A 21,480-nucleotide genomic window follows, 5' to 3' on the forward strand; every position below is an offset into this window, starting at 1 on the left:
TACCCTACGCACGGGCGGTGCCCGTGCACAGAGGTTTCGATCACTTGCCGTCGGGCCAGCACTGCGGGTCGTTCTGGCACCAGATCGTCTTGGTGACGGTCACGGTGACGGTCGGGCCGGGCTGCCGCGGGTTGCCGGCCGGGGGCGTGGGTGTGGCGTTGCAGTCGCCGAGCCCGTCGACGCGGAACCACTGTCTGCCGCCGACGGTGGCGGTGAGGTCCCCGCGCACACACGCGCCGCTGACGGTCCGGGTCACCTTGCCCTTGACGGTGATGTCCTTGCCGTCCCGTGTCTTCCCGTCGCAGTCGACGGTGGCGACGGTGTTCACACTGGAACTCGGCGTCCGGTCGCCGTTGTCGTACGAGGCCGTGCAGGTCAGCCAACTCACGTCGGCCTTCTGTCGGTTCAGCTCCTTGGTGACCAGCTGGTCGGTGGTGTACGCCACGGTCGCGGAGCTGACCGCACCGGTCGGATCGCAGGCGGCGACCCCGCCCACGGCCAGCACCACACCCCCGGCCACACCGGCCACTCGCACCCCGCGCGGCCGACGCCCGTTCCGTCTCAACGCCACCATGGAGGGCAGCCTGCCACCGTCCCGCCCGGGATGGTAGGGCGCATACGGCCACCTGTGCGCCGGTCGGGCTACGGTGGGCGGATGCGCAAAGACGGTGCGGTGAGAAAGCTCGTCGTGGGCGACCGAACCTACAGGTGGAGCCTCCGGCACAAGCACCGCGACGGCGATGGCTGCCGCGATGTGCTCCACCTGGTCCTCGACGGGGTCCGCACCCGGATCGTCTTCCGGGAGGGCGAGGGCCGGGGCATCTCCTGCTGCTACGCGCACGACGGCTTTGTGGCGACGGGCCCCGGCAGGGCGCTCCATCTGAACGAGCCCGGTACCGTACGCCGTCTCGTCGACGAGGCGACGGACCGCGGACTCCTGCCCGGTGCAGCCGAGTTGGACGGCTGGGACTTGTTCGACGCGGTGCTCAGGTGCGCAGCAGCAGCCACTCCTGGAGTTCCACCAGGTTCCCCTCCGGGTCCTTGAGGTGGGCGACGCGCATGCGGTCCGTCATCGGGGACGGGCCGTGCAGCAGGGTGGCGCCGCGGGCGGCGATCTGCTCGCAGTAGGTGTCCAGGTCATCGACGCGCAGCACGACCAGGGAGCGGTGGCCGTTGGCCGTGTCGCCCAGTTCGCCGAGGACCGCCGCCATCATCGACCGGTCCTGCAGGGCGATGCCCGCCGAGCCGGTGGCGGGGCTGAACTTCTCGTACGGCCCCTGCGTCGCCCCCGACTGGGGCTTGAGGCCGAGGACCTCGGCGTAGAAGCGGTAGCAGGCGGCGAAGTCGGTGACGAGCAGGCGTACTTGGGCGAGTTCCACAGCCGTCCTTCCAGGGGTCAGGACCAGCGGCCGGTACGGCCGAGGAGCAGAGCGGTCGCCGCGGTTCCGGCGGTCGACGTACGCAGCACGGTGGGCCCGAGGACGTAGGCGCGCGCACCGGCCTCCTCGAAGAGCGCCAACTCGTCCTTCGCGACGCCTCCTTCGGGGCCGACGACCAGCACGATCTCGCCCTCGTCGGGGAGTCCGGCCGTGGCCAGCGGCTCGCTGCCGCGTTCGAAGTCGGAGTGGAGCACGGCGGCGAAGTCGGCTTTGGCGAGAAGTGCGGCAACCTGCTTGGTGCTTGCCGCGTCCGCGATCTCGGGGAAGCGGACCCGGCGGGACTGCTTGCCGGCCTCGCGGGCGGTGGCCCGCCACTTGCCGAGCGCCTTCAGGCCCCGGTCGCCCTTCCACTGCGTGATGCAGCGGGCCGCCTGCCAGGGCACGATGGCGTCGACACCGACCTCGGTCATGGTCTCGACGGCGAGTTCACCGCGGTCGCCCTTGGGGAGGGCCTGGACGACGGTGATACGGGGCTGGGCCTGAGGTTCCTCGGTCACCGAGTCCAGCTGGACGATCAGCCGGTCCTTGCCCTCGGCGGCGAGCACCACGCAGTCGGCCCGGCGTCCGGCGCCGTCGGTGAGGATGACGTCCTCGCCGGGCTGGAGCCGCTTCACTGAGACGGCGTGGCGGCCTTCGGGGCCGTCGAGGACGTACCGTCCGTCGCCGCCCGCGTCGAAGTGCTCGACCACGAACACCGGTGCGGTCATCGCAGGTCTCCCTTGCCCGACAACGCTGTCCTCGCTGCGTCGAGTTCGGCCGCGAGTATCTCCACGAGCTGTCCCGCGGGCAGGTCCCGTGCCATCCGGTGGCCCTGGCCCGCCCACAGCGCCATGCCCTGGGCGTCCTTGGCCTTGGCGGCGGCCTTGCGGAGCGGGGCGGTGAGGTGGTGGACCTCGGGGTAGGCGGCGGGCGCGTACGGTCCGTGCTCGCGCAGGAACCGGTTGACCAGGCCACGGGCCGGTCTGCCGGAGAAGGCGCGGGTCAGCTCGGTGCGGACGTAGAGCGGGTTGGTCAGCGCCTGCTTGTGCACGTCGTGGGCGCCGGACTCGTGGCTGGCGAGGAACGCCGTGCCGAGCTGGGCCGCGCACGCGCCGGCGGCGAGGACGGCGGCGATCTGGCTGCCGCGCATGATGCCGCCGGCGGCGACGACCGGGATGGTCACCGTCTCGCGGATCTGGGCGACCAGGGAGAGGAGTCCGAGGCCGGAGCCGTCCTGCTCGGGGAAGTCCCGGTGGGTGCCCTGGTGACCGCCGGCCTCGACGCCCTGCGCGATGACCGCGTCGGCGCCCGCGTACTGCACGGCGAGGGCCTCTTCGGGGGTGGTCGCGGTGACGAGGGTGAAGGTGCCGGCGCGGCGCAGCGACTCCAGGGCCTCGCTGCTCGGGATGCCGAAGTGGAAGGAGGCCACCGGCACGGGGTTGTCGAGCAGTACGGCGAGCTTGGCGTCGTACCCGTCGTCACGGCCGCTGTCGCGGTCGCCGAGCTCGGTGTCGTACCAGGTGGCCTCGCCGGCCAGCTGGTGGGCGTAGACCTCGACGGCCGCCGGGTCGGCGTACTCGGGCTGCGGCATGAAGAGGTTGACGCCGAAGGGGCGTCCGGTCAGCCCGCGCAGCTGCTTGATCTCCTGGTACAACCCGTCGGCCGTCTTGTACCCGGCGGCGAGGAATCCGAGCCCGCCCGCATCGGACACGGCGGCGGCGAGGCGCGGCACGGAGACGCCGCCCGCCATGGGGGCCTGCACGATCGGATGAGGGAAGAGATCGGTCAGTGCGGAGGACATGACGGCATGTTGTCACGTCCTCCGAACAAGTCCGAATCGGCCCTTGGACAGCTCACGTACGGCCGTTGAACGCGTCCTTCAACCGCGAGAACAGCCCCTGCTGCCCCGGCTGGAACTGCCCCGTGGGCCGTTCCTCGCCGCGGAGTATGGCCAGCTCGCGCAGGAGGCGCTCCTGCTCGGGGTCCAGCTTGGTCGGGGTCTGGACCTCGACGTGGACGATGAGGTCGCCCCGGCCGCCGCCGCGCAGGTGGGTGACGCCCCGGCTGTGCAGGGGGATCGACTGGCCGGACTGGGTACCGGGCCGGATGTCGACCTCCTCCAGGCCGTCGAGGGTCTCCAGCGGCACCTTCGTGCCGAGTGACGCCGCCGTCATCGGGAGCGTGACCGTGCAGTGCAGGTCGTCGCCACGCCGCTGGAACTGCGAGTGCGGGAGTTCATGGATCTCGACGTACAGGTCACCGGCGGGACCGCCACCGGGGCCGACCTCGCCCTCGCCCGCGAGCTGGATCCGGGTGCCGTTGTCCACACCGGCCGGGATCTTCACGGTGAGTGTGCGACGCGAGCGGACCCGGCCGTCGCCGGCGCACTCGGGGCACGGGGTCGGGACCACGGTGCCGAAGCCCTGGCACTGCGGGCACGGTCGGGACGTCATGACCTGGCCCAGGAAGGACCGCGTCACCTGCGACACCTCACCGCGGCCGCGGCACATGTCACACGTCTGGGCCGAGGTCCCCGGCGCCGCGCCCTCACCACTGCAGGTGGTGCAGACGATCGCCGTGTCGACCTGGATGTCCTTCGTCGTGCCGAAGGCCGCCTCGTCGAGCTCGATCTCCAGCCGGATCATCGCGTCCTGGCCGCGCCGGGTGCGCGAACGCGGACCCCGCTGCGACGCCGTACCGAAGAACGCGTCCATGATGTCCGAGAAGTTCCCGAACCCACCGGCCCCGAAGCCGCCCGCGCCACCGCCGCCGGCCTGCGAGAGCGGGTCACCGCCGAGGTCGTAGACCTGCTTCTTCTGCGGGTCCGAGAGCACCTCGTAAGCGGCGTTGATCTCCTTGAACCGCTCCTGGGTCTTCGGATCAGGGTTGACATCCGGGTGCAGCTCGCGAGCGAGCCGACGGAAGGCCTTCTTGATCTCTTCCTGCGACGCGTCGCGGCGCACGCCGAGAACGGCGTAGTAGTCCGTGGCCACTTACGACTCCGCCAGGATCTGTCCGACGTACCGTGCCACTGCGCGTACCGCTCCCATCGTTCCCGGGTAATCCATGCGGGTCGGTCCGACCACGCCGAGCTTGGCGACTGCCTCGTTGCCCGAACCGTAGCCGACCGACACCACTGAAGTTGAGTTGAGTCCCTCGTAGGCGTTCTCGTGACCGATGCGTACGGTCATGCCCGAATCCCCGGCCTCGCCAAGGAGCTTGAGGAGCACGACCTGCTCCTCCAGCGCCTCGAGGACTGGCCGGATGGTGAGGGGAAAGTCATGTCCGAAGCGGGTGAGATTGGCGGTGCCGCCGATCATCAGCCGCTCCTCGTTCTCCTCGACGAGCGTCTCCAGGAGAGTGGAGAGCACTGTCGAGACCGTACCCCGGTCCTCGACGTCGAAGCCTTCGGGCAGGTCCTCGACCAGTTGCGGCACATCGGCGAACCGCCGCCCGGCGATCCGGCTGTTGAGCCGCGCCCGCAGATCGGCGAGCGAGGCCTCGCCGAAGGGGGCCGGGCAGTCGACCATGCGCTGCTCGACCCGGCCGGTGTCCGTGATCAGCACGAGCATCACGCGCGCCGGGGCGAGCGAGAGCAGTTCCACGTGCCGCACGGTCGAGCGGGTGAGGGACGGGTACTGCACGACGGCCACCTGCCGCGTGAGCTGCGCGAGCAGCCGCACGGTGCGGGCCACGACGTCGTCGAGGTCCACGGCGCCGTCGAGGAAGTTCTGGATCGCGCGCCGCTCGGGCGCGGTCATCGGCTTGACGCCCGCCAGTTTGTCGACGAACAGCCGGTAGCCCTTGTCGGTCGGGATCCGCCCGGCACTGGTGTGCGGCTGGGCGATGAACCCCTCGTCCTCCAGGACCGCCATGTCGTTGCGGACGGTCGCCGGGGAGACTCCGAGGTTGTGCCGCTCGGTCAGGGCCTTCGACCCGACCGGCTCCTCGGTGCCGACATAGTCCTGGACGATGGCGCGCAACACCTGAAGCCTGCGTTCACTCAGCATCGCGCACACCTCCAGAAGTCGTTCCCTTGGCGCCTTGCCTGGCACTCTGTCTCCCCGAGTGCCAGCGTCCCCGGGCCAGTGTACGGCGGTGGGGTACTCCTCGGGCAAGGCTGGTCCTGGCAGGACCGGTCGTACGGCTAGCGTCGCGGTATGACGGTGACTTGGGAAGAGCTCGGGTGGGAGCGGGTCGCGGCCGGGGTGGGACGGTGCCGGCTGCCGGGCTGGGACTGTACGGCGGGCCTGGTGATCGGCGCGGGCACGGCCCTGTTGGTGGACGCGGGCTCGGGCCTCGCGGAGGGTGCCCGGCTGCGCGCGCAGGCCGAGGAACTGGCCGGCCACCGTGTGACCCATCTCGCGCTCACCCACCCCCACTTCGACCATGTCTTCGGTGCGGCGGCGTTCGCGGGGGCGGAGGTGTTCGGCGCGGTGGGCGTGGAGACGGTGCTGGCGGGGCGGCGCGGCCGCGCGGAACTGCGGGCGGACGCGGTGCGCAACGGACTGGACCCGGCGGTGGCCGACGAGGCGGTGGACGCCCTCGTCTCGCCCCGGCATCACGTCTCGGGCGAGTGGACGCTCGACCTCGGCGACGGCCGCCAGGTCCTGCTGGCGAACGTCGGCCCCGGTCACACGGCCCACGACCTCGCCGTCCTCGTCCCCGGCGCCCCGGAGGTCGTCTTCTGCGGCGACCTGGTCGAGGAGTCGGGCGAACCGCAGGCGGGACCGGACGCCGTACCGGCGCACTGGCCCGCCGCGCTGGACCGGCTGCTGGCACTGGGCGGCGAGGACGCGCTGTACGTGCCCGGTCACGGAGCGGTGGTGGACGCGGGGTTCGTGCGGGCGCAGCGGGACGCGCTGGCCGCGCGTTTCGGCGTGTCGTAGTGATCCCCGGGCCGGTTCTCCTATCGTCATCCGAATGCGCCAGTACTCCGCCGACCTGACCCCTCCGTGGAAGAAGCCGAAACCGGTGGCCGAGGTACCCGCCGAGCCCGGCCTGGTGGTCGAGGAGCCGGGCACGGGCTTCTGCGGCGCGGTGATCCGCTGCGAGGCGGGCACGGTCACTCTGGAGGACCGCTTCGGCAAGCACCGGGTGTTCCCGCTGGAGCCCCGCGGTTTCCTCCTGGAGGGCCGCGTGGTGACGCTGGTGAAACCGCCTTCGAGCGGTCCGGTACGACCCTCCCGTACCGCGTCCGGGTCGGTGGCCGTCCCCGGCGCACGCGCACGCGTGGCCCGCGCCGGCCGGATCTACGTCGAGGGCCGTCACGACGCGGAACTGGTGGAGAAGGTCTGGGGCGACGACCTGCGCATCGAGGGCGTGGTCGTGGAGTACCTGGAGGGCGTGGACGACCTGCCGTCGATCGTGGCCGAGTTCGCGCCGGGCCCGGACGCCCGGCTCGGCGTCCTGGTGGACCACCTGGTGCCGGGCAGCAAGGAGTCCCGTATCGCCGCGTCGGTGACCAGCGAGCACGCCCTGGTCGTCGGGCACCCGTACATCGACATCTGGGAGGCCGTGAAGCCGTCGGCCCTGGGCATCGAGGCGTGGCCGCGGGTACCGCGCGGCCAGGACTGGAAGACGGGCGTGTGCAGGGCCCTGGGCTGGCCGTCGGAGAACACGGGCGCGGTGTGGCAGGCGATCCTGAAGCGGGTGGGGTCCTACCGGGACCTGGAGCCGGAGCTGCTGGGCCGGGTGGAGGAACTGATCGACTTCGTCACGGCGCCGTAGCGGATACGCGCGGCGAGCTGCGGGCGGGGCGTAGGGCTGCGGGCCGGTTCGGGCTGGTCGCGCGGTTCCCCACGCCCCTTGGGTGGGTGCAGCTGCGTGGGCGTGTGACGGACCGCAGCCGCAACCTACTCAGGGGCGCGGGGAACTGCGCGACCAGCCACAACGAATCCGCAGCCGCCCCACAACCCGGCGCGTCACCCCCACCAGGCGCCTAATCCACCAGGTCCCTGACCACCGCGTCCGCCAGCAACCGCCCCCGCAGCGTCAGCACGGCACGCCCCTCCGCGTAGGGCCCGCTCTCCAGCAGCCCCTCCCCCAGCGCCCGCCGGGACGCCGCGAGCCCCTCCTCCCGGAGCAGCGACAGCGGCGCCCCCTCCCGCAGCCTCAGCTCCAGCAGGATCCGCTCGACCCGCCGGTCCTCCTCCGAGAGCAGCTCACGGCCCGCCCCCGGTGACTTCCCGGAGGCCAGCGCCGCCGCGTACGCGCCGGGATGCTTCACGTTCCACCACCGCACCCCGCCCACGTGCGAGTGGGCCCCGGGTCCGGCGCCCCACCAGTCGGCGCCCCGCCAGTACAGCTCGTTGTGCAGGCAGCGGCCCGCCTCGGAGGTGGCCCAGTTCGACACCTCGTACCAGTCGAATCCGGCCTCCGCCAGCACCGAGTCCGCGATCAGATAGCGGTCCGCGTGCACGTCGTCGTCCGTCATCGGCACCTCACCCCGACGGATACGACGGGCCAGCTGCGTGCCCTCTTCGACGATCAGCGCGTACGCCGACACATGGTCGGGGCCGGCGCCGATCGCCGCCTGAAGGGACGCCCGCCAGTCGTCGTCGGACTCACCGGGAGTGCCGTAGATCAGGTCGAGGTTGACGTGCGAGAACCCCGCCGCGCGGGCCTCCGCCACGCACGCCTCGGGCCGCCCCGGCGTGTGCGTGCGGTCCAGCACCTTCAGGACGTGCTGCTTCGCGCTCTGCATCCCGAAGGACACCCGGTTGAAGCCGCCCTCCCGCAGCACCGCCAGATACGCCGGGTCCACCGACTCCGGGTTCGCCTCGGTGGTCACCTCCGCGTCCGCGGCCAGCCCGAACTCGTCACGGATCGCCCCCAGCATCCGTACGAGATCCCCGGCGGCCAGCAGCGTCGGCGTACCGCCCCCGACGAAGACCGTGCGCACCGGGCGCGGGTCGTCGCCCAGGACCTTCCGGGCCAGGCGGATCTCGTCGATCAGCGAGTCCGCGTAGTTGTCGCGGGAGGCCAGCACCCCGCCCGAACCGCGCAGCTCGGTCGCGGTGTAGGTGTTGAAGTCGCAGTAGCCGCAGCGGGTCGCGCAGTACGGAACGTGCAGGTAGAAGCCGAGAGGGCGGTCGGCGGACCCGGTGAGCGCGGACGCGGGGAGTGAGCCGTCGTCGGGGACGGGTTCGCCGTCGGGGAGTGCGGAAGGCATGTCCTCCATTGTCCAGCACCCCGCGGACGCCTACTCCGCCTGCAGCACCAGCAGCGCCAGATCGTCCTCCGGCGGCCGTGCCCCGAACTCGTGCACCAGCCGTTTGATCCGCTCCGCGATCAGCTCGGCGTCCAGTCCCGCGCACCCGGCGAGCGCCTCCGCGAGCCCGTCCTCGTCGTCGAACTGCCGGGGGCCGCTGCGCCGCTCGGTCACCCCGTCGGTGACACACAGCAGGGTGTCACCGGGCTTCAGCTCGAAGGTCTCACTGGTGTACGTCTCGTCCTCGACGACCCCGAGCAGGGTCTGGGGCCGCGCGGCCGTACGGACGTCACCGCCCGAGCCGAGCAGCAGCGGCAGCGGATGTCCGGCGGAGGCGAGGGTGCAGCGCACTCCGCCGTCGAAGGGCGCCAGTTCCCCGTAGAGGAGGGAGAGGAAGCGGTTCTGCGGGCCGTCACCGGGGTTCATGGGGCGTCCGCCCGCGGCCGCCAGGGCTCGGGCGGCGGCGTCGGCGGCCTCCGTGGCGTCGTCGAGGAGCAGCTGGTTGAGCCGGTCCAGGACGTCGGCGACGCGGTAGCCCTCACGGGCCAGCAGCCGGAGCCATGGCCGCGCCAGCCCGATCACCACGGCCGCCTCGGGGCCCTTGCCCTGGACGTCGCCGACGGCGAAGCACCAGCGGCCGTCACCGGCCGGGAAGAGGTCGTAGAAGTCGCCGCTGGGTCCGCCCTTGTCGTACGGCTCGTACATCAGGGCGCTGCGTACCCCGGGGATCTCGGCGACCGCGCCGGGCAGCAGACCGCGCTGGAGGACCGCGCTGATGGTGGCCTGGCGCGCGTACTGGCGGGCCGCGCCGATGGCGAGCGCGACCCTGCGGCTGAGATCCTCGACGAGCCCGGTGATCTCGTCGGGGAAGGAGATCAGCCCGGCCCTGCCGATGACCAGGGTGCCCAGCGGGCGGCCGCCCGCGGTGAGGCGGTAGGCGAGCGCGGAGCCGTGTGTGCCGTGCGGGCCCAGCGCCTCGCCGGGCCAGGGGAACGGCACGGGCCCGGAGTGGTCCGGCCCCGAGGGGCCCGGTGGCTCCTTCTCCAGCGCCTGCCGCAGCTCCTCGATCCGGGTCTCGGAGCAGTGCCACACGCGGGCCAGCCGGGGCCCGGACACAGCGCCCTCACCCCGGCCCGTCCCGTCCTCGCCCGGGCGAGGGGCGCCCCAGCGGCCGGCGACCTCGTCCTCCATCCACACCGCGCACCAGTCGGCCAGCCGCGGCACGATCAGCTGGCCGGCGAGCGCGGCGACCAGGTTCTCGTCGAGCTGCCCGGCGAGCAGGTCGGAGGCCTCGGCGAGGAAGGACAGGGCACTGCGATCGAGCCAGTCCCGGTCCGGCTCACCGTGGGAGGCGGGTGGGGCGGGGGCCGGGGCCTGGTTCGGGGGTGGTTCCGGGGCGAGTATCCCGGCGACCCGCAGCCCCCGCTCGCGCGCCTTCTCCCCGGCGTACGCCTGGAGCCCGTCGAGGGTGTCCTTCCCTCCCGGCGGCAACTGCGCCCACACGGTCTTGGCGCCGGTGCGGTAGGTGATGCCCCAGGTCTCGGCGAGGGCGGCGACCAGGCGCAGTCCGCGCCCGTACTCCGCCGTGCCGTACGAGGCTTCGGGGTCGCCGTCGCGAGGGGCGCGGGAGGGGTGGTGGTCGAGGACCTCGACGACGAGGGCGCCGGTGTGCGCCTCCAGACGGCAGTCCACCTCGATGTCGGTGCCCGCGTGCACGACGGCGTTGGTGACGAGCTCACTGACCACGACCACGGCGTCGTCGCCCTGCCGGTCGCTGAGGAACTCGGTTCCGGGCAGGGCGAGTTCGGCCCATTCGGCGACCGCCGCCCGTAACAGGGCGCGGGCCGAGCCCGGGGCGAGCGGGCCGCCGGGGAAGGCTGCGTGGACGTGCGGGAGCGTGCCGTCGCCGCCCCGCGCGGGCGGGTCGGACGCACGGGCAACGGACTCCCGTTGCGCAGGAATGGCCCCCATGTCCGTCTCCCGGAGCAGTTCGGACGAATACACCTCGGTCGATGCGGACAGAGTGACAGACTGGCCACGCCCATAAGCGCCGAGTTACCGAAGTGGGCCGCCATGAGTGAGAACAGTGGTACGCCTGTGCTCGAAGAAGGACAGCACGCCGACCGGATTCGAGCATCGGATCTGCGTCCCCTGCTCGCCGCGATGACCGCTGCCCGCGACGGCGCCTTCCGCCGGATGCCGGAGTCCGGGGACGGGATCGTGGCCGAACTGACGGCTGTCTTCAACCAGTTGGTGGACCGCAATGTCCACTTCACCGGTGAGGTCAACCGGGTGAAGCGGGAGCTGGTGCGGCACGGCCGGCTCGACGAACGCCTCTCCCCCAGCCCCGGGCAGGGCACCTGGACCTCGCGGGTCAACGACGTGAACCAGCTGCTCGACGCCCTGGTGGTCCCGGCCGCCAACGCGACCCGGGTCCTGGACGCGGTGGCCGGCGGCGATCTGACCCAGCGGGTCGACCTGCACGACGGCAACCGGCAGCTGCGCGGTGATCTGCGACGGCTGGGCCGGGCCGTGAACAAGATGGTCGACCAGCTCTCCCTGTTCACCGGCGAGGTGACCCGGGTGGCCCGTGAGGTCGGCACCGAGGGCCGGCTCGGCGGGCGGGCCAAGGTGACCGGGCTTTCGGGGAGTTGGCGCGATGTGACCGAGGCGGTCAACACCATGGCCTCCCGGCTGACCGCCCAGGTCCGGGACATCGCCCTGGTGACCACGGCGGTGGCCCGCGGCGACCTGACCCGTACGGTCACGGTCGAGGCGACGGGCGAGCTGCTCGAACTGAAGCTGACCGTGAACACGATGGTCGACCAGCTCTCCGCCTTCGCCGACGAGGTGACCCGGGTGGCCCGCGAGGTCGGCACCGAGGGGCAGTTGGGCGGCCGGGCCCAGGTGCGCGGGGTGTCCGGGGTCTGGAAGGACCTCACCGACAACGTCAACTTCATGGCCTCGAACCTGACGTCGCAGGTCCGCAACATCGCCCAGGTGACGACGGCGGTGGCCAACGGCGACCTGAGTCAGAAGATCACGGTCGACGCGCAGGGCGAGATCCTTGAGCTCAAGTCCACGATCAACACCATGGTCGACCAGTTGTCGGCCTTCGCCGACGAGGTCACCCGCGTGGCCCGCGAGGTCGGCACCGAGGGCAACCTCGGCGGCCGGGCCCAGGTGCGGGGCGTGTCGGGCGTCTGGAAGGACCTCACCGACAACGTCAACTTCATGGCGGACAACCTGACCTCGCAGGTCCGCAACATCGCACTGGTGTCGACCGCGGTGGCCCAGGGCGACCTCGGCAAGAAGATCACGGTCGAGGCCAAGGGCGAGATCCTGGAGCTGAAGTCCACCATCAACACCATGGTCGACCAGCTCTCCGCCTTCGCCGACGAGGTCACCCGCGTGGCCCGCGAGGTCGGCACCGAGGGCAACCTCGGCGGTCAGGCGCAGGTGCGGGGCGTGTCCGGCGTCTGGAAGGACCTCACCGACAACGTCAACTTCATGGCCCTGAACCTGACGTCACAGGTCCGGAACATCGCGCAGGTGACGACCGCCGTCGCCAACGGCGACCTCTCCAAGAAGATCACGGTCGACGCCCGCGGCGAGATCCTCGAACTGAAGGACACCGTCAACACGATGGTGGAGCAGCTGCGGGCCTTCGCCGACGAGGTCACCCGGGTGGCCCGCGAGGTCGGCACCGACGGCCGGCTCGGCGGCCGGGCCCAGGTCCTCGGCGTCTCCGGGGTCTGGCGGGACCTGACCGACAACGTCAACTACATGGCCGACAACCTCACTTCGCAGGTCCGCAACATCGCCCAGGTGACCACGGCCGTCGCCAACGGCGACCTCTCCAAGAAGATCGACGTCGACGCGCGCGGCGAGATCCTGGAGCTGAAGACCGCCATCAACACCATGGTCGACACGCTCTCCTCCTTCTCCTCCGAGGTCACCCGCGTGGCCCGCGAGGTCGGCAGCGAGGGCCAACTCGGCGGCCAGGCACGCGTGGAGGGCGTGTACGGCACCTGGAAGCGCCTGACGACCAACGTGAACGAGCTCGCCTCCAACCTGACCACCCAGGTCCGCGCGATCGCCGAGGTCGCCTCCGCGGTGGCCCAGGGAGACATGTCCCGCGCCATCACCGTGGAGACCCAGGGCGAGGTCACCGAGCTCAAGGACAACATCAACCTGATGGTGGCCAACCTCCGCGAGACGACCCGGGCCAAGGACTGGCTGGAGTCCAACCTCGCCCGCCTGGCCGCCCTGATGCAGGGGCACCGGGACCTGATGGAGGTCGCCGACCTGATCCTGCGCGAGCTGACCCCGCTGGTGAACGCCCAGTACGGCGCGTTCTTCCTGGCCGACCCGGACGAGGACGGCGCCTCGCTGCACACCGCCGTTCCCGCGAAGGGACTGGCGTTCATCGCGGGCTACGGCTCGGCGCAGGGCGCGACCGTCGACACCGGCGGCATGCCGGTGCACGGTCTGGTGCGCCAGGCGGCCCGCGAGAAGAAGCGGATCCTGGTGGAGGAGGCCCCGCCGGACTACATCAAGATCAACAGCGGGCTGGGTGAGGCGGCCCCGAGCAGTGTCGTCATCATCCCGATCCTCTTCGAGGACAAGCTCCTCGGCGTGATCGAGCTGGCGTCCTTCTCCCGCTTCTCCGATGTCCACCTGGCGTTCTTCGACCAGTTCGTGAACACCATCGGCGTCGCCATCAACACCATCATCGCCAACTCCCGCACCGAGTCCCTGCTGGGCGAGTCCCAGCGCCTGGCGATGCAGCTCCAGGAGCGCTCGGACGAACTCCAGATGCAGCAGGCGGAGTTGCAGCGCTCGAACGCCGAACTGGAGGAGAAGGCGGCCCTGCTGGCGACCTCCTCCCAGTACAAGTCGGAGTTCCTGGCGAACATGTCGCACGAACTGCGCACCCCGCTGAACTCCCTGCTGATCCTGGCCAGGCTGCTCTCCGACAACCCGGACGGCCGTCTCTCCGACCAGGAAGTGCAGTTCGCGACGACCATCCACCGCTCGGGCTCGGACCTGCTCCAGCTGATCAACGACATCCTGGACCTGTCGAAGATCGAGGCCGGCCGGATGGACGTACGCCCGAAGAAGCTGCCGCTCATCAAGCTGCTCGACTACGTCCACGCCACCTTCCGCCCGCTCACCCTGGACCGGGGGCTCGCCTTCGAGCTGGCGGTCGGCGAGGCCGTGCCGCGCGAGATGTACTCCGACGAACAGCGCCTCCAGCAGATCCTGCGCAACCTGCTCTCCAACGCGATCAAGTTCACCGCCTCGGGCCGGGTCGAACTGCGCGTGACCCGCATCAAGGACCCCGAGCGCCGGTACGTCCGCGACAGCGACGACGTGGTGGCCTTCGCGGTCTCCGACACCGGCATCGGCATCGCGCGGGAGAAACTCCCGGTGATCTTCGAGGCGTTCCAGCAGGCCGACGGCACGACCAACCGCAAGTACGGCGGCACGGGGCTCGGTCTGTCCATCAGCCGGGAGATCGCGGGTCTGCTGGGCGGCCGGATCGTCGCCGAGAGCGAACCCGGCAAGGGGTCCACCTTCACGCTCTACGTCCCCGTCGTCAGCCCCGGCCACACGGCGACCGGCCCGACCACCGAGGACCACCCCCTGCCGAGCCCGGAGGACCTGTCCACCGAGCCCTATCCGACCGCCCACGACGCCGAGGACTCGTGGCCCGCGCCCACCAGGCTGGAGGCGTGGAAGTCGGGCCGGGCGGGCCAGGTGCTGTCCGGCAGGCGGGTGCTGATCGTCGACGACGACATCCGCAACGTCTTCGCCCTCACCCATGTGCTGGGCCGCGTCGGCATGCCGGTCCTGTACGCGGAGAACGGCCGCGAGGGCATCGAGACCCTGGAGCGCAACCCGGACGTCGAGCTCGTCCTGATGGACATCATGATGCCGGAGATGGACGGCTACGAGACCATCGCCGCCATCCGCCGCACCCCGCGCTGGACCGGTCTGCCCATCGTCGCGCTCACCGCGAAGGCGATGCCCGGAGACCGTGAGAAGTCGATCGCGCGCGGCGCCAACGACTACGTGCCCAAGCCGGTGGACGTCGACCAGCTGCTGACCGTCGTATGCGCCCTCCTGGACCCCGAGGGCGCCCGGACGCAGGAGCTGACCGGGACCGAGGAGGCGGTGGTTCAGCCCACCGACGACTGAATGAGGCAGTCACATGAACGCTGAGGCAAGGACCGACGACGGTGCCGGCATCCTCCTGGTCGACGACATGGAGGACAACCTGATCGCACTGGAGGCGGTCCTCGGGTCCCTCAACGAACCACTGGTCCGCGCCCGTTCGGGCGAGGAGGCGATGAAGGCCCTGCTCCGCCGCCGGTTCGCGCTGGTCCTCCTGGACGTGCGCATGCCGGCATGGACGGCTTCGAGACGGCGGCGAACATCAAACGCCTGGACCAGACGAAGGACGTCCCGATCATCTTCCTCACGGGCACGGACGACGACTCGGGGTACGCCTTCCGCGGCTACGCGACGGGCGCGGCGGACTATCTGACCAAGCCGTTCGACCCGTGGGTGCTGCGGGCGAAGGTGAGCGTGTTCCTGGAACTGCACAGGAAGAACCAGCAGCTGGAGCGGCTGCTGGCACGGCAACGGGCGGACTACGAGGAGGTGAGCAGGCAACTGGCAGACCTCGAAGAGGAGTTGCCGGACCCTCAGCGCACCAGGATCAAAGAACTCCGCCACCTTCTGGAGAAACGGTGAGATTCCTCAGGGGCGCGGGGAACTGCGCGACAAGCCACGACGAACTCGCGGCCGCCAAGCAGTCCCCCACCACCCCCTACGCCTCGCGAGAGCCCGCGTACATCTCCTCGATGAGGTGCTTGTACTCCCGCTCCACCACAGGCCGCTTCAGCTTCAGACTCGGCGTGATCTCACCGTGCTCCACGTCGAGATCCCGCGGCAGCAGCCGGAACTTCTTGATCGTCTGCCACCGCTGAAGCCCCTCGTTGAGCTGCTTCACGTATCCCTCGACCATGGACACGGTGACGGGCGCGGCGACGACCTCGGCGTACGACTTCCCTTCGAGCCCGTTCTCCTTGGCCCACTCCAGGATGGACACCTCGTCCAGCGCGATGAGCGCGGTGCAGAAGTTCCGGTCCGCGCCGTGCACCAGGATGTTGGACACGTACGGGCACACCGCCTTGAACTGCCCCTCGACCTCGGCGGGCGCGATGTACTTGCCGCCGGACGTCTTGATGAGGTCCTTCTTGCGGTCGGTGATCCGCAGGTACCCGTCGGGCGACAGCTCACCGATGTCCCCGGTGTGGAACCACCCGTCGGCCTCGAGGACCTCGGCGGTCTTCTCGGGCAGCCCGTGGTAGCCCTCCATGATCCCCGGGCCCCGCAGCAGGATCTCCCCGTCGTCCGCGATGCGCACCTCCGTGCCGGGCAGCGGCTTGCCGACCGTACCGGTGCGGTAGGCCTCGCCCGGGTTCACGAAGGAGGCCGCGGAGGACTCCGTGAGGCCGTAGCCCTCGAGGATGTGGATGCCGGCGCCGGCGAAGAAGTACCCGATCTCGGGCGCGAGCGCGGCGGACCCGGAGACACACGCCCGCAGGTTCCCGCCGAACGCCTCCCGGATCTTCGCGAAGACCAGCGCGTCGGCCACCTTGTGCTTGGCGCCCAGCCCGAAGGGCGCCGAGGCGACCCCGGTGCGCCGGAAGTTGTCCTGGGTGGCCCTGGCGTATTCACGGCCCACCTCGGCGGCCCACTGGAAGATCTTGTACTTGGCGCCGCCGCCCGCACGGGCCTTCGCCGCGACCCCGTTGTAGACCTTCTCGAAGATGCGCGGGACGGCCGCCATGTACGTCGGCTGCACGACCGGCAGATTCTCGATGATCTTGTCGACGCGGCCGTCGACGGCGGTGACGTGGCCGACCTCGATCTGCCCGGAGGTGAGCACCTTGCCGAAGACGTGGGCGAGCGGCAGCCACAGGTACTGCACGTCCTCGCCGCTGATCAGACCGGTCGCGGCGATGGCCTTCGCCATGTACGCCCAGTTGTCGTGCGGCAGCCGTACGCCCTTGGGACGGCCGGTGGTGCCGGAGGTGTAGATCAGCGTGGCGAGCTGGTCCTTGCTGATGGCACCGACCCGCTCCTTGATCAGGTCCGGGTCCTTCTCCAGCCGGGCCGCGCCACGGGCCTCCAGCTCGGCGAGGGTGAGGACCCAGTCACTGGTCTCGACGCCCGCCGGGTCGATCACGACCACGTGGGTGAGGTCGGGCAGCTCGGCCTTCTTCGCGACCGCCTTGGCGAGCTGCGCCGCGTCCTCCGCGATCAGCACCCGGCTGTCGGAGTCGGAGAGGATGAACGCCGACTCCTCGGCGTTGGTCTGCGGATAGACCGTGGTCGTGGCGGCACCCGCGCACATGATGCCGAGGTCGGCGAGGATCCAGTCGATACGGGTCGAGGAGGCCAGGGCGACCCGCTGCTCGGGCTGCACCCCCAGCTCGATCAGCCCGGCCGCGATGGCGTGCACCCGCTCCGCGGCCTGCGCCCAGCTGAGCGACTTCCACTCGTCCGGGCCCTGGCCGGAGGCCGGGACCGGGTAGCGGTACGCCTCGGCGTCCGGTGTGCTCGCAACGCGCTCCAGGAAGAGGGTCGCCACACTCGGCGGGCGGTTCTCGATCAGTGTCTGTGTGTCGCTCACGACATCCTCCGGGGCCCGCGGCAGTGCGGCCGGCTCTCAGGTTTGCGGCTGTTGTTTAACTCGCGAGTAACTATCGAGCAGAGACTTAGAGTAAAGCGCGGCCGACCCGTTCGAAAGGGGCGGCGGCCTGTCACTTCGTACAGAGCGCGACGTTACGCATGCGTAGGGGCCCGCCGCACTTGCGCACGACGGACCCCTTTCCATCCGATTCAACGGGTAACCGTCTGTAACCCCCGGTTACTTCTTGCCCTTGCCCGATCCCGCGCTGTCATCGCTGGAGAGCACCGCGATGAAGGCCTCCTGCGGAACCTCCACGGAACCCACCATCTTCATCCGCTTCTTGCCTTCCTTCTGCTTCTCCAGCAGCTTCCGCTTACGGGAGATGTCACCGCCGTAGCACTTGGCGAGGACGTCCTTGCGGATGGCGCGGATGGTCTCGCGGGCGATGACCCGGGAGCCGATGGCGGCCTGGATGGGCACCTCGAAGGCCTGCCGGGGGATGAGCTCGCGCAGCTTGGCGACGAGCCGCACCCCGTAGGCGTAGGCCGCGTCCTTGTGCGTGACCGCCGAGAACGCGTCCACCTTGTCGCCATGGAGCAGGATGTCGACCTTGACCAGGCTGGATGCCTGCTCACCGGTGGGCTCGTAGTCCAGGGAGGCGTAGCCGCGCGTCTTGGACTTCAGCTGGTCGAAGAAGTCGAAGACGATCTCCGCGAGCGGGAGCGTGTAGCGGATCTCGACCCGGTCCTCGGACAGGTAGTCCATGCCGAGCAGGGTGCCGCGCCGGGTCTGGCACAGCTCCATGATCGAGCCGATGAACTCGGTGGGCGCGAGGATCGTGGCGCGTACGACGGGCTCGTACACGTCGTTGATCTTCCCCTCGGGGAACTCGCTCGGGTTGGTGACCGTGTGTTCGGTGCCGTCCTCCATCACCACGCGGTAGACCACGTTGGGCGCGGTGGCGATGAGGTCGAGCCCGAACTCGCGCTCCAGGCGCTCGCGGATCACGTCGAGGTGGAGCAGGCCCAGGAAGCCGACGCGGAAGCCGAAGCCGAGGGCGGCGGAGGTCTCCGGCTCGTAGACCAGCGCGGCGTCGTTGAGCTGGAGCTTGTCGAGGGCGTCGCGCAGCTCCGGGTAGTCGGAGCCGTCCAGCGGATACAGCCCCGAGAAGACCATCGGCTTCGGGTCCTTGTAGCCGCCGAGCGCCTCGGTCGCCCCCTTGTTGAGGGTGGTGATCGTGTCACCGACCTTGGACTGGCGGACGTCCTTCACGCCGGTGATGATGTAGCCCACCTCGCCGACACCGAGACCGTCGGCCGAGAGCATCTCCGGCGAGTTGGTCCCGATCTCCAGCAGTTCGTGCGTGGCGTTCGTGGACATCATCCGGATGCGCTCGCGCTTGTTGAGCTGTCCGTCGATGACTCGTACGTACGTCACCACGCCCCGGTAGGAGTCGTAGACGGAGTCGAAGATCATCGCGCGGGCCGGAGCGTCCTGGACGCCGACCGGGGCGGGAACCTCCGCGACCACCTTGTCGAGCAGCGCCTCGACGCCTAGCCCGGTCTTGGCGGAGACCTTGAGGACGTCCGAGGGGTCGCAGCCGATGAGGTTGGCGAGTTCCTCGGAGAACTTCTCCGGCTGGGCGGCCGGCAGGTCGATCTTGTTCAGTACGGGGATGATCTTGAGGTCGTTCTCCATCGCCAGGTAGAGGTTGGCGAGGGTCTGGGCCTCGATGCCCTGAGCGGCGTCGACGAGGAGGACGGTGCCCTCACAGGCGGCGAGCGACCGCGAGACCTCGTAGGTGAAGTCGACGTGCCCCGGGGTGTCGATCATGTTGAGGATGTGCGTGTCGGACTTGTCGTGGGTCGGGGCCCACGGCAGACGCACCGCCTGCGACTTGATCGTGATTCCGCGCTCACGCTCGATGTCCATACGGTCGAGGTACTGAGCACGCATCTGCCGCACATCGACCACGCCGGTCAGCTGGAGCATCCGGTCGGCGAGCGTGGACTTGCCGTGGTCGATGTGCGCGATGATGCAGAAGTTGCGGATCAGAGCCGGGTCGGTACGGCTCGGCTCGGGCACGTGGCTGGGGATCGCGGGCACGCAGGGTCCTGATTCTTGAGGCGTCCGCAGTGTCTGCGGTCTCGGGTCGGATCGATACGTAGCCTCCATGGTCCCACGGGCGGGGACCGGCGACCGGTTTGGGCCACTCGTGGAGCCGCTGGTACTCTGAGTGGCTGTGTCCTCATGCCCTCTCAGCGCGAGGCACAACTCCGAGAAATCACCTGGTACGGGACCCTGGGTTTCCCTTCGTGGAAACCCTTCTTGCCCGTGCCTGAACCTGTAGAGGCTCATTCGTGGCGAACATCAAGTCCCAGATCAAGCGGATCAAGACCAACGAGAAGGCCCGGCTGCGCAACAAGGCCGTCAAGTCCTCCCTGAAGACCGCGATCCGCAAGGCCCGCGAGGCCGCTGCCGCGGGTGACGTCGAGAAGGCCACCGAGTACCAGCGCGCTGCTGCGCGTGCGCTCGACAAGGCCGTCTCCAAGGGCGTCATCCACAAGAACCAGGCCGCCAACAAGAAGTCGGCGCTTGCTTCGAAGGTTGCTTCCCTCCAGGGCTGACCTCTTCTGATCTGACCGGTTCCGTACATACAGCTACGGGACCGAACCGCCGGAAGGACCAGAGCGGGCCCTCTCTCATCCGCTCCCGACCGGCCCCCAGGAGCCACGCGCGGCCTGCGTTCGCCACGCGGGCGTGACTCCGAAAGCTTGAACCGAAGACCCCGGTCCGCTCGCCCTTCCCCAGGGCGGGGGGCCGGGGTCTTTGTTGTGGGGGTTTCAGTCCGCCCAGAACTCATTGCTCTTGTCGATGTCCGCGACACACTCGTCGAGGTCGGTGACCTTGTCCCCGACGATCCGGAACACGATGCATCCGGTGTCGTCCAGGCGCCGCCCCTTCCGCTCGGCCGTGACCCGGAACATCCCGACAGCGTGCCCACGCCCGTCGACGGCGATCCCGCGCATCTCCAGCCGCATCGACCCGCCGGTCTCCTGCCCCAGCCTCTGATACATGTCGATGATCGCGTCCTGCCCCTTGAAGTCTCCCGAGAGCGGATGACTACCAGGCACGTGATGCGTGGCGTCCATCGCGATCAACTCCCGCAGGGTGTCCATGTCCCCACGGGCGAACGCCTCGAACCCCTTGCGAACGAGCGCTGCGTGCGGATGCTCAGCCATGACGACCGCCACCTCTCCGTTGTCGGCGATGTTCGGCTGACGCGTCCGATTCTCCTCCTGGGGGGTGGGGGGAGCACCTTGGGGAGGGCGGGTGGGGGCCGGGTTCGATGGTGGTGCGCTGTGGGTGCGGTCCGGGTGGCGGGATCCGGTGACCGCGGCTGCGCCGTGCGGGCGCGAGTGACCGGAAGCCTTGGCGCAGACAGGCGGCGACCGGGCCGAAAGCCCCGGCTGCCGGCCCGTCGGGGCGGTGTGTCAGAGGATGGCGAGCCGGTCCACCAGGAGCTCCACCCTCGGCTCGGCGTCCTCGGGCATAAGACGGCCCGCGCGGGTCAGGGTCGCCAGGCCGTGCAGGGCCGCCCAGAACAGCTCGGTGAAGAGCCCCGGCTGGACGTCGTCGCCGGCGACCTCGCCGAGCGTCTCCAGCAGGGCTGCGAAGGCGTCCTTCAAGGGCTCGGGGGTGTCCTCCTGCGCGTACGCCAGGCCTCCGTCGAGCTGGAACAAGGCGTCGTAGACCGCCGGGTTGCGCGCGGCGAAGTCGAGGTAGGCGCGGGCCAGGGCGACGACCCTGGCGCGGGGGCGGTCCGCGGCGGAGGTCGCGGCCCGCACCGCCGTCGCCAGTTCGGCGGCCCCCTGAAGGGCAACGGCGCCGATGATCTCGCGCTTGCCCCGGAAGTGGCTGTAGAGAACGGGCTGGCTGTATTCGATGCGCTCGGCGAGCCGGCGGGTGGTGACCGCGTCCCAGCCCTGCTGCTCGGCGAGTTCGCGGGCTGTCGCCACGATGAGGCGCTCGCGCTCCGCCCGTTCGCGCTGCTTGCGTTCCTGTACCGACATGAAACCAATCCTAGCACCGCTAGACAATCGAGCGGTAGCAGTACTAGCGTTGCCTCATCTGCTAGC

At 70.2% G+C, this 21,480-nt stretch carries 17 protein-coding genes and 1 pseudogene; 6 read left to right on the top strand and 12 right to left on the bottom strand.

Translation table 11 applies throughout. The features are described from left to right. Positions 1-40: 40 nt before the first annotated feature. Complete coding sequence (locus ACGFWE_RS12720; protein WP_393599771.1) at positions 41-574, bottom strand: hypothetical protein; 534 nt, start codon at positions 572-574, stop codon at positions 41-43. A gap of 81 nt (positions 575-655) precedes the next feature. Between ACGFWE_RS12720 and ACGFWE_RS12725 the strand changes: the two genes are divergently transcribed. Beyond that, positions 656-1,045: a hypothetical protein gene (locus tag ACGFWE_RS12725; RefSeq protein WP_393599772.1), complete on the top strand. Its 390-nt coding sequence runs from the start codon at positions 656-658 to the stop codon at positions 1,043-1,045. Here the strand turns inward: ACGFWE_RS12725 and ACGFWE_RS12730 are convergent. Genes ACGFWE_RS12730 through hrcA form a run of 5 tightly spaced genes read right to left on the bottom strand, consistent with a single transcriptional unit; the run spans position 987 to position 5,428 of the window. After that, positions 987-1,379 carry a VOC family protein gene (locus ACGFWE_RS12730; RefSeq protein WP_352383832.1) on the bottom strand — a complete coding sequence of 131 codons (393 nt, stop codon included), beginning with the start codon at positions 1,377-1,379 and terminating at the stop codon, positions 987-989. The two genes, ACGFWE_RS12725 and ACGFWE_RS12730, sit on opposite strands and share 59 nt — an antisense overlap. A gap of 17 nt (positions 1,380-1,396) precedes the next feature. Then, entirely contained in the window at positions 1,397-2,146 is a 750-nt protein-coding gene (locus tag ACGFWE_RS12735) for a 16S rRNA (uracil(1498)-N(3))-methyltransferase (protein WP_393599774.1), read from the bottom strand. Further along, a complete protein-coding gene (locus tag ACGFWE_RS12740; RefSeq protein WP_352383835.1) occupies positions 2,143-3,219 on the bottom strand; it encodes a nitronate monooxygenase in 1,077 nt (358 codons plus the stop codon). Before ACGFWE_RS12740 ends, ACGFWE_RS12735 begins: the two co-directional genes overlap by 4 nt. Positions 3,220-3,271: 52 nt before the next feature. After that, positions 3,272-4,411 (bottom strand): molecular chaperone DnaJ, encoded by a 1,140-nt coding sequence (gene dnaJ, locus ACGFWE_RS12745; RefSeq protein ID WP_352383837.1) that lies wholly within the window; start codon positions 4,409-4,411, stop codon positions 3,272-3,274. After that, positions 4,412-5,428, bottom strand: coding sequence for a heat-inducible transcriptional repressor HrcA (gene hrcA / locus ACGFWE_RS12750; protein WP_352383839.1), 1,017 nt, complete (start codon positions 5,426-5,428; stop codon positions 4,412-4,414). Between the two features lie 150 nt (positions 5,429-5,578). Here hrcA and ACGFWE_RS12755 point away from each other — a divergent pair, with 150 nt between their 5' ends. Together ACGFWE_RS12755 and ACGFWE_RS12760 are read left to right on the top strand one after the other, a co-directional pair. Next, entirely contained in the window at positions 5,579-6,307 is a 729-nt protein-coding gene (locus tag ACGFWE_RS12755; protein ID WP_393599777.1) for an MBL fold metallo-hydrolase, read from the top strand. Positions 6,308-6,341: 34 nt separating this feature from the next. Next, complete coding sequence (locus ACGFWE_RS12760) at positions 6,342-7,148, top strand: DUF3097 domain-containing protein (protein ID WP_352383842.1); 807 nt, start codon at positions 6,342-6,344, stop codon at positions 7,146-7,148. A gap of 211 nt (positions 7,149-7,359) precedes the next feature. Here the strand turns inward: ACGFWE_RS12760 and hemW are convergent, their stop codons facing one another. Both hemW and ACGFWE_RS12770 read right to left on the bottom strand, forming a co-directional pair. After that, positions 7,360-8,592, bottom strand: coding sequence for a radical SAM family heme chaperone HemW (hemW, locus tag ACGFWE_RS12765; RefSeq protein WP_393599779.1), 1,233 nt, complete (start codon positions 8,590-8,592; stop codon positions 7,360-7,362). Between the two features lie 30 nt (positions 8,593-8,622). Further along, positions 8,623-10,602: a SpoIIE family protein phosphatase gene (locus ACGFWE_RS12770; protein WP_393599781.1), complete on the bottom strand. Its 1,980-nt coding sequence runs from the start codon at positions 10,600-10,602 to the stop codon at positions 8,623-8,625. A gap of 102 nt (positions 10,603-10,704) precedes the next feature. On the opposite strand from ACGFWE_RS12770, the gene ACGFWE_RS12775 reads away from it, so the two are divergent. Both ACGFWE_RS12775 and ACGFWE_RS12780 read left to right on the top strand, forming a co-directional pair. Next, positions 10,705-14,835: a HAMP domain-containing protein gene (locus ACGFWE_RS12775; protein ID WP_352383847.1), complete on the top strand. Its 4,131-nt coding sequence runs from the start codon at positions 10,705-10,707 to the stop codon at positions 14,833-14,835. A gap of 13 nt (positions 14,836-14,848) precedes the next feature. Further along, positions 14,849-15,393, top strand: a pseudogene (locus ACGFWE_RS12780) (two-component system response regulator). Positions 15,394-15,469: 76 nt separating this feature from the next. Here the strand turns inward: ACGFWE_RS12780 and ACGFWE_RS12785 are convergent. Then, positions 15,470-17,341 carry an AMP-dependent synthetase/ligase gene (locus ACGFWE_RS12785; RefSeq protein WP_393599783.1) on the bottom strand — a complete coding sequence of 624 codons (1,872 nt, stop codon included), beginning with the start codon at positions 17,339-17,341 and terminating at the stop codon, positions 15,470-15,472. A gap of 237 nt (positions 17,342-17,578) precedes the next feature. Next, positions 17,579-19,447, bottom strand: coding sequence for a translation elongation factor 4 (gene lepA / locus ACGFWE_RS12790; RefSeq protein ID WP_352383852.1), 1,869 nt, complete (start codon positions 19,445-19,447; stop codon positions 17,579-17,581). Positions 19,448-19,701: 254 nt separating this feature from the next. On the opposite strand from lepA, the gene rpsT reads away from it, so the two are divergent. Then, the gene (gene rpsT / locus ACGFWE_RS12795) at positions 19,702-19,968 is read left to right on the top strand and encodes a 30S ribosomal protein S20 (protein WP_125193247.1); all 267 of its coding nucleotides are present in this window, start codon (positions 19,702-19,704) and stop codon (positions 19,966-19,968) included. Between the two features lie 216 nt (positions 19,969-20,184). On the opposite strand, the gene ACGFWE_RS12800 is transcribed toward rpsT, so the two are convergent. Both ACGFWE_RS12800 and ACGFWE_RS12805 read right to left on the bottom strand, forming a co-directional pair. Further along, positions 20,185-20,583: a nuclear transport factor 2 family protein gene (locus ACGFWE_RS12800; protein WP_393599786.1), complete on the bottom strand. Its 399-nt coding sequence runs from the start codon at positions 20,581-20,583 to the stop codon at positions 20,185-20,187. 252 nt (positions 20,584-20,835) lie between these two features. After that, positions 20,836-21,414, bottom strand: a complete 579-nt coding sequence (locus ACGFWE_RS12805) for a TetR/AcrR family transcriptional regulator (protein WP_393599787.1) — start codon at positions 21,412-21,414, stop codon at positions 20,836-20,838. Between the last annotated feature and the right edge of the window lie 66 nt (positions 21,415-21,480).

Origin of the sequence: Streptomyces sp. NPDC048523, from assembly GCF_043199815.1 — a bacterium.
Lineage (GTDB): Bacteria > Actinomycetota > Actinomycetes > Streptomycetales > Streptomycetaceae > Streptomyces.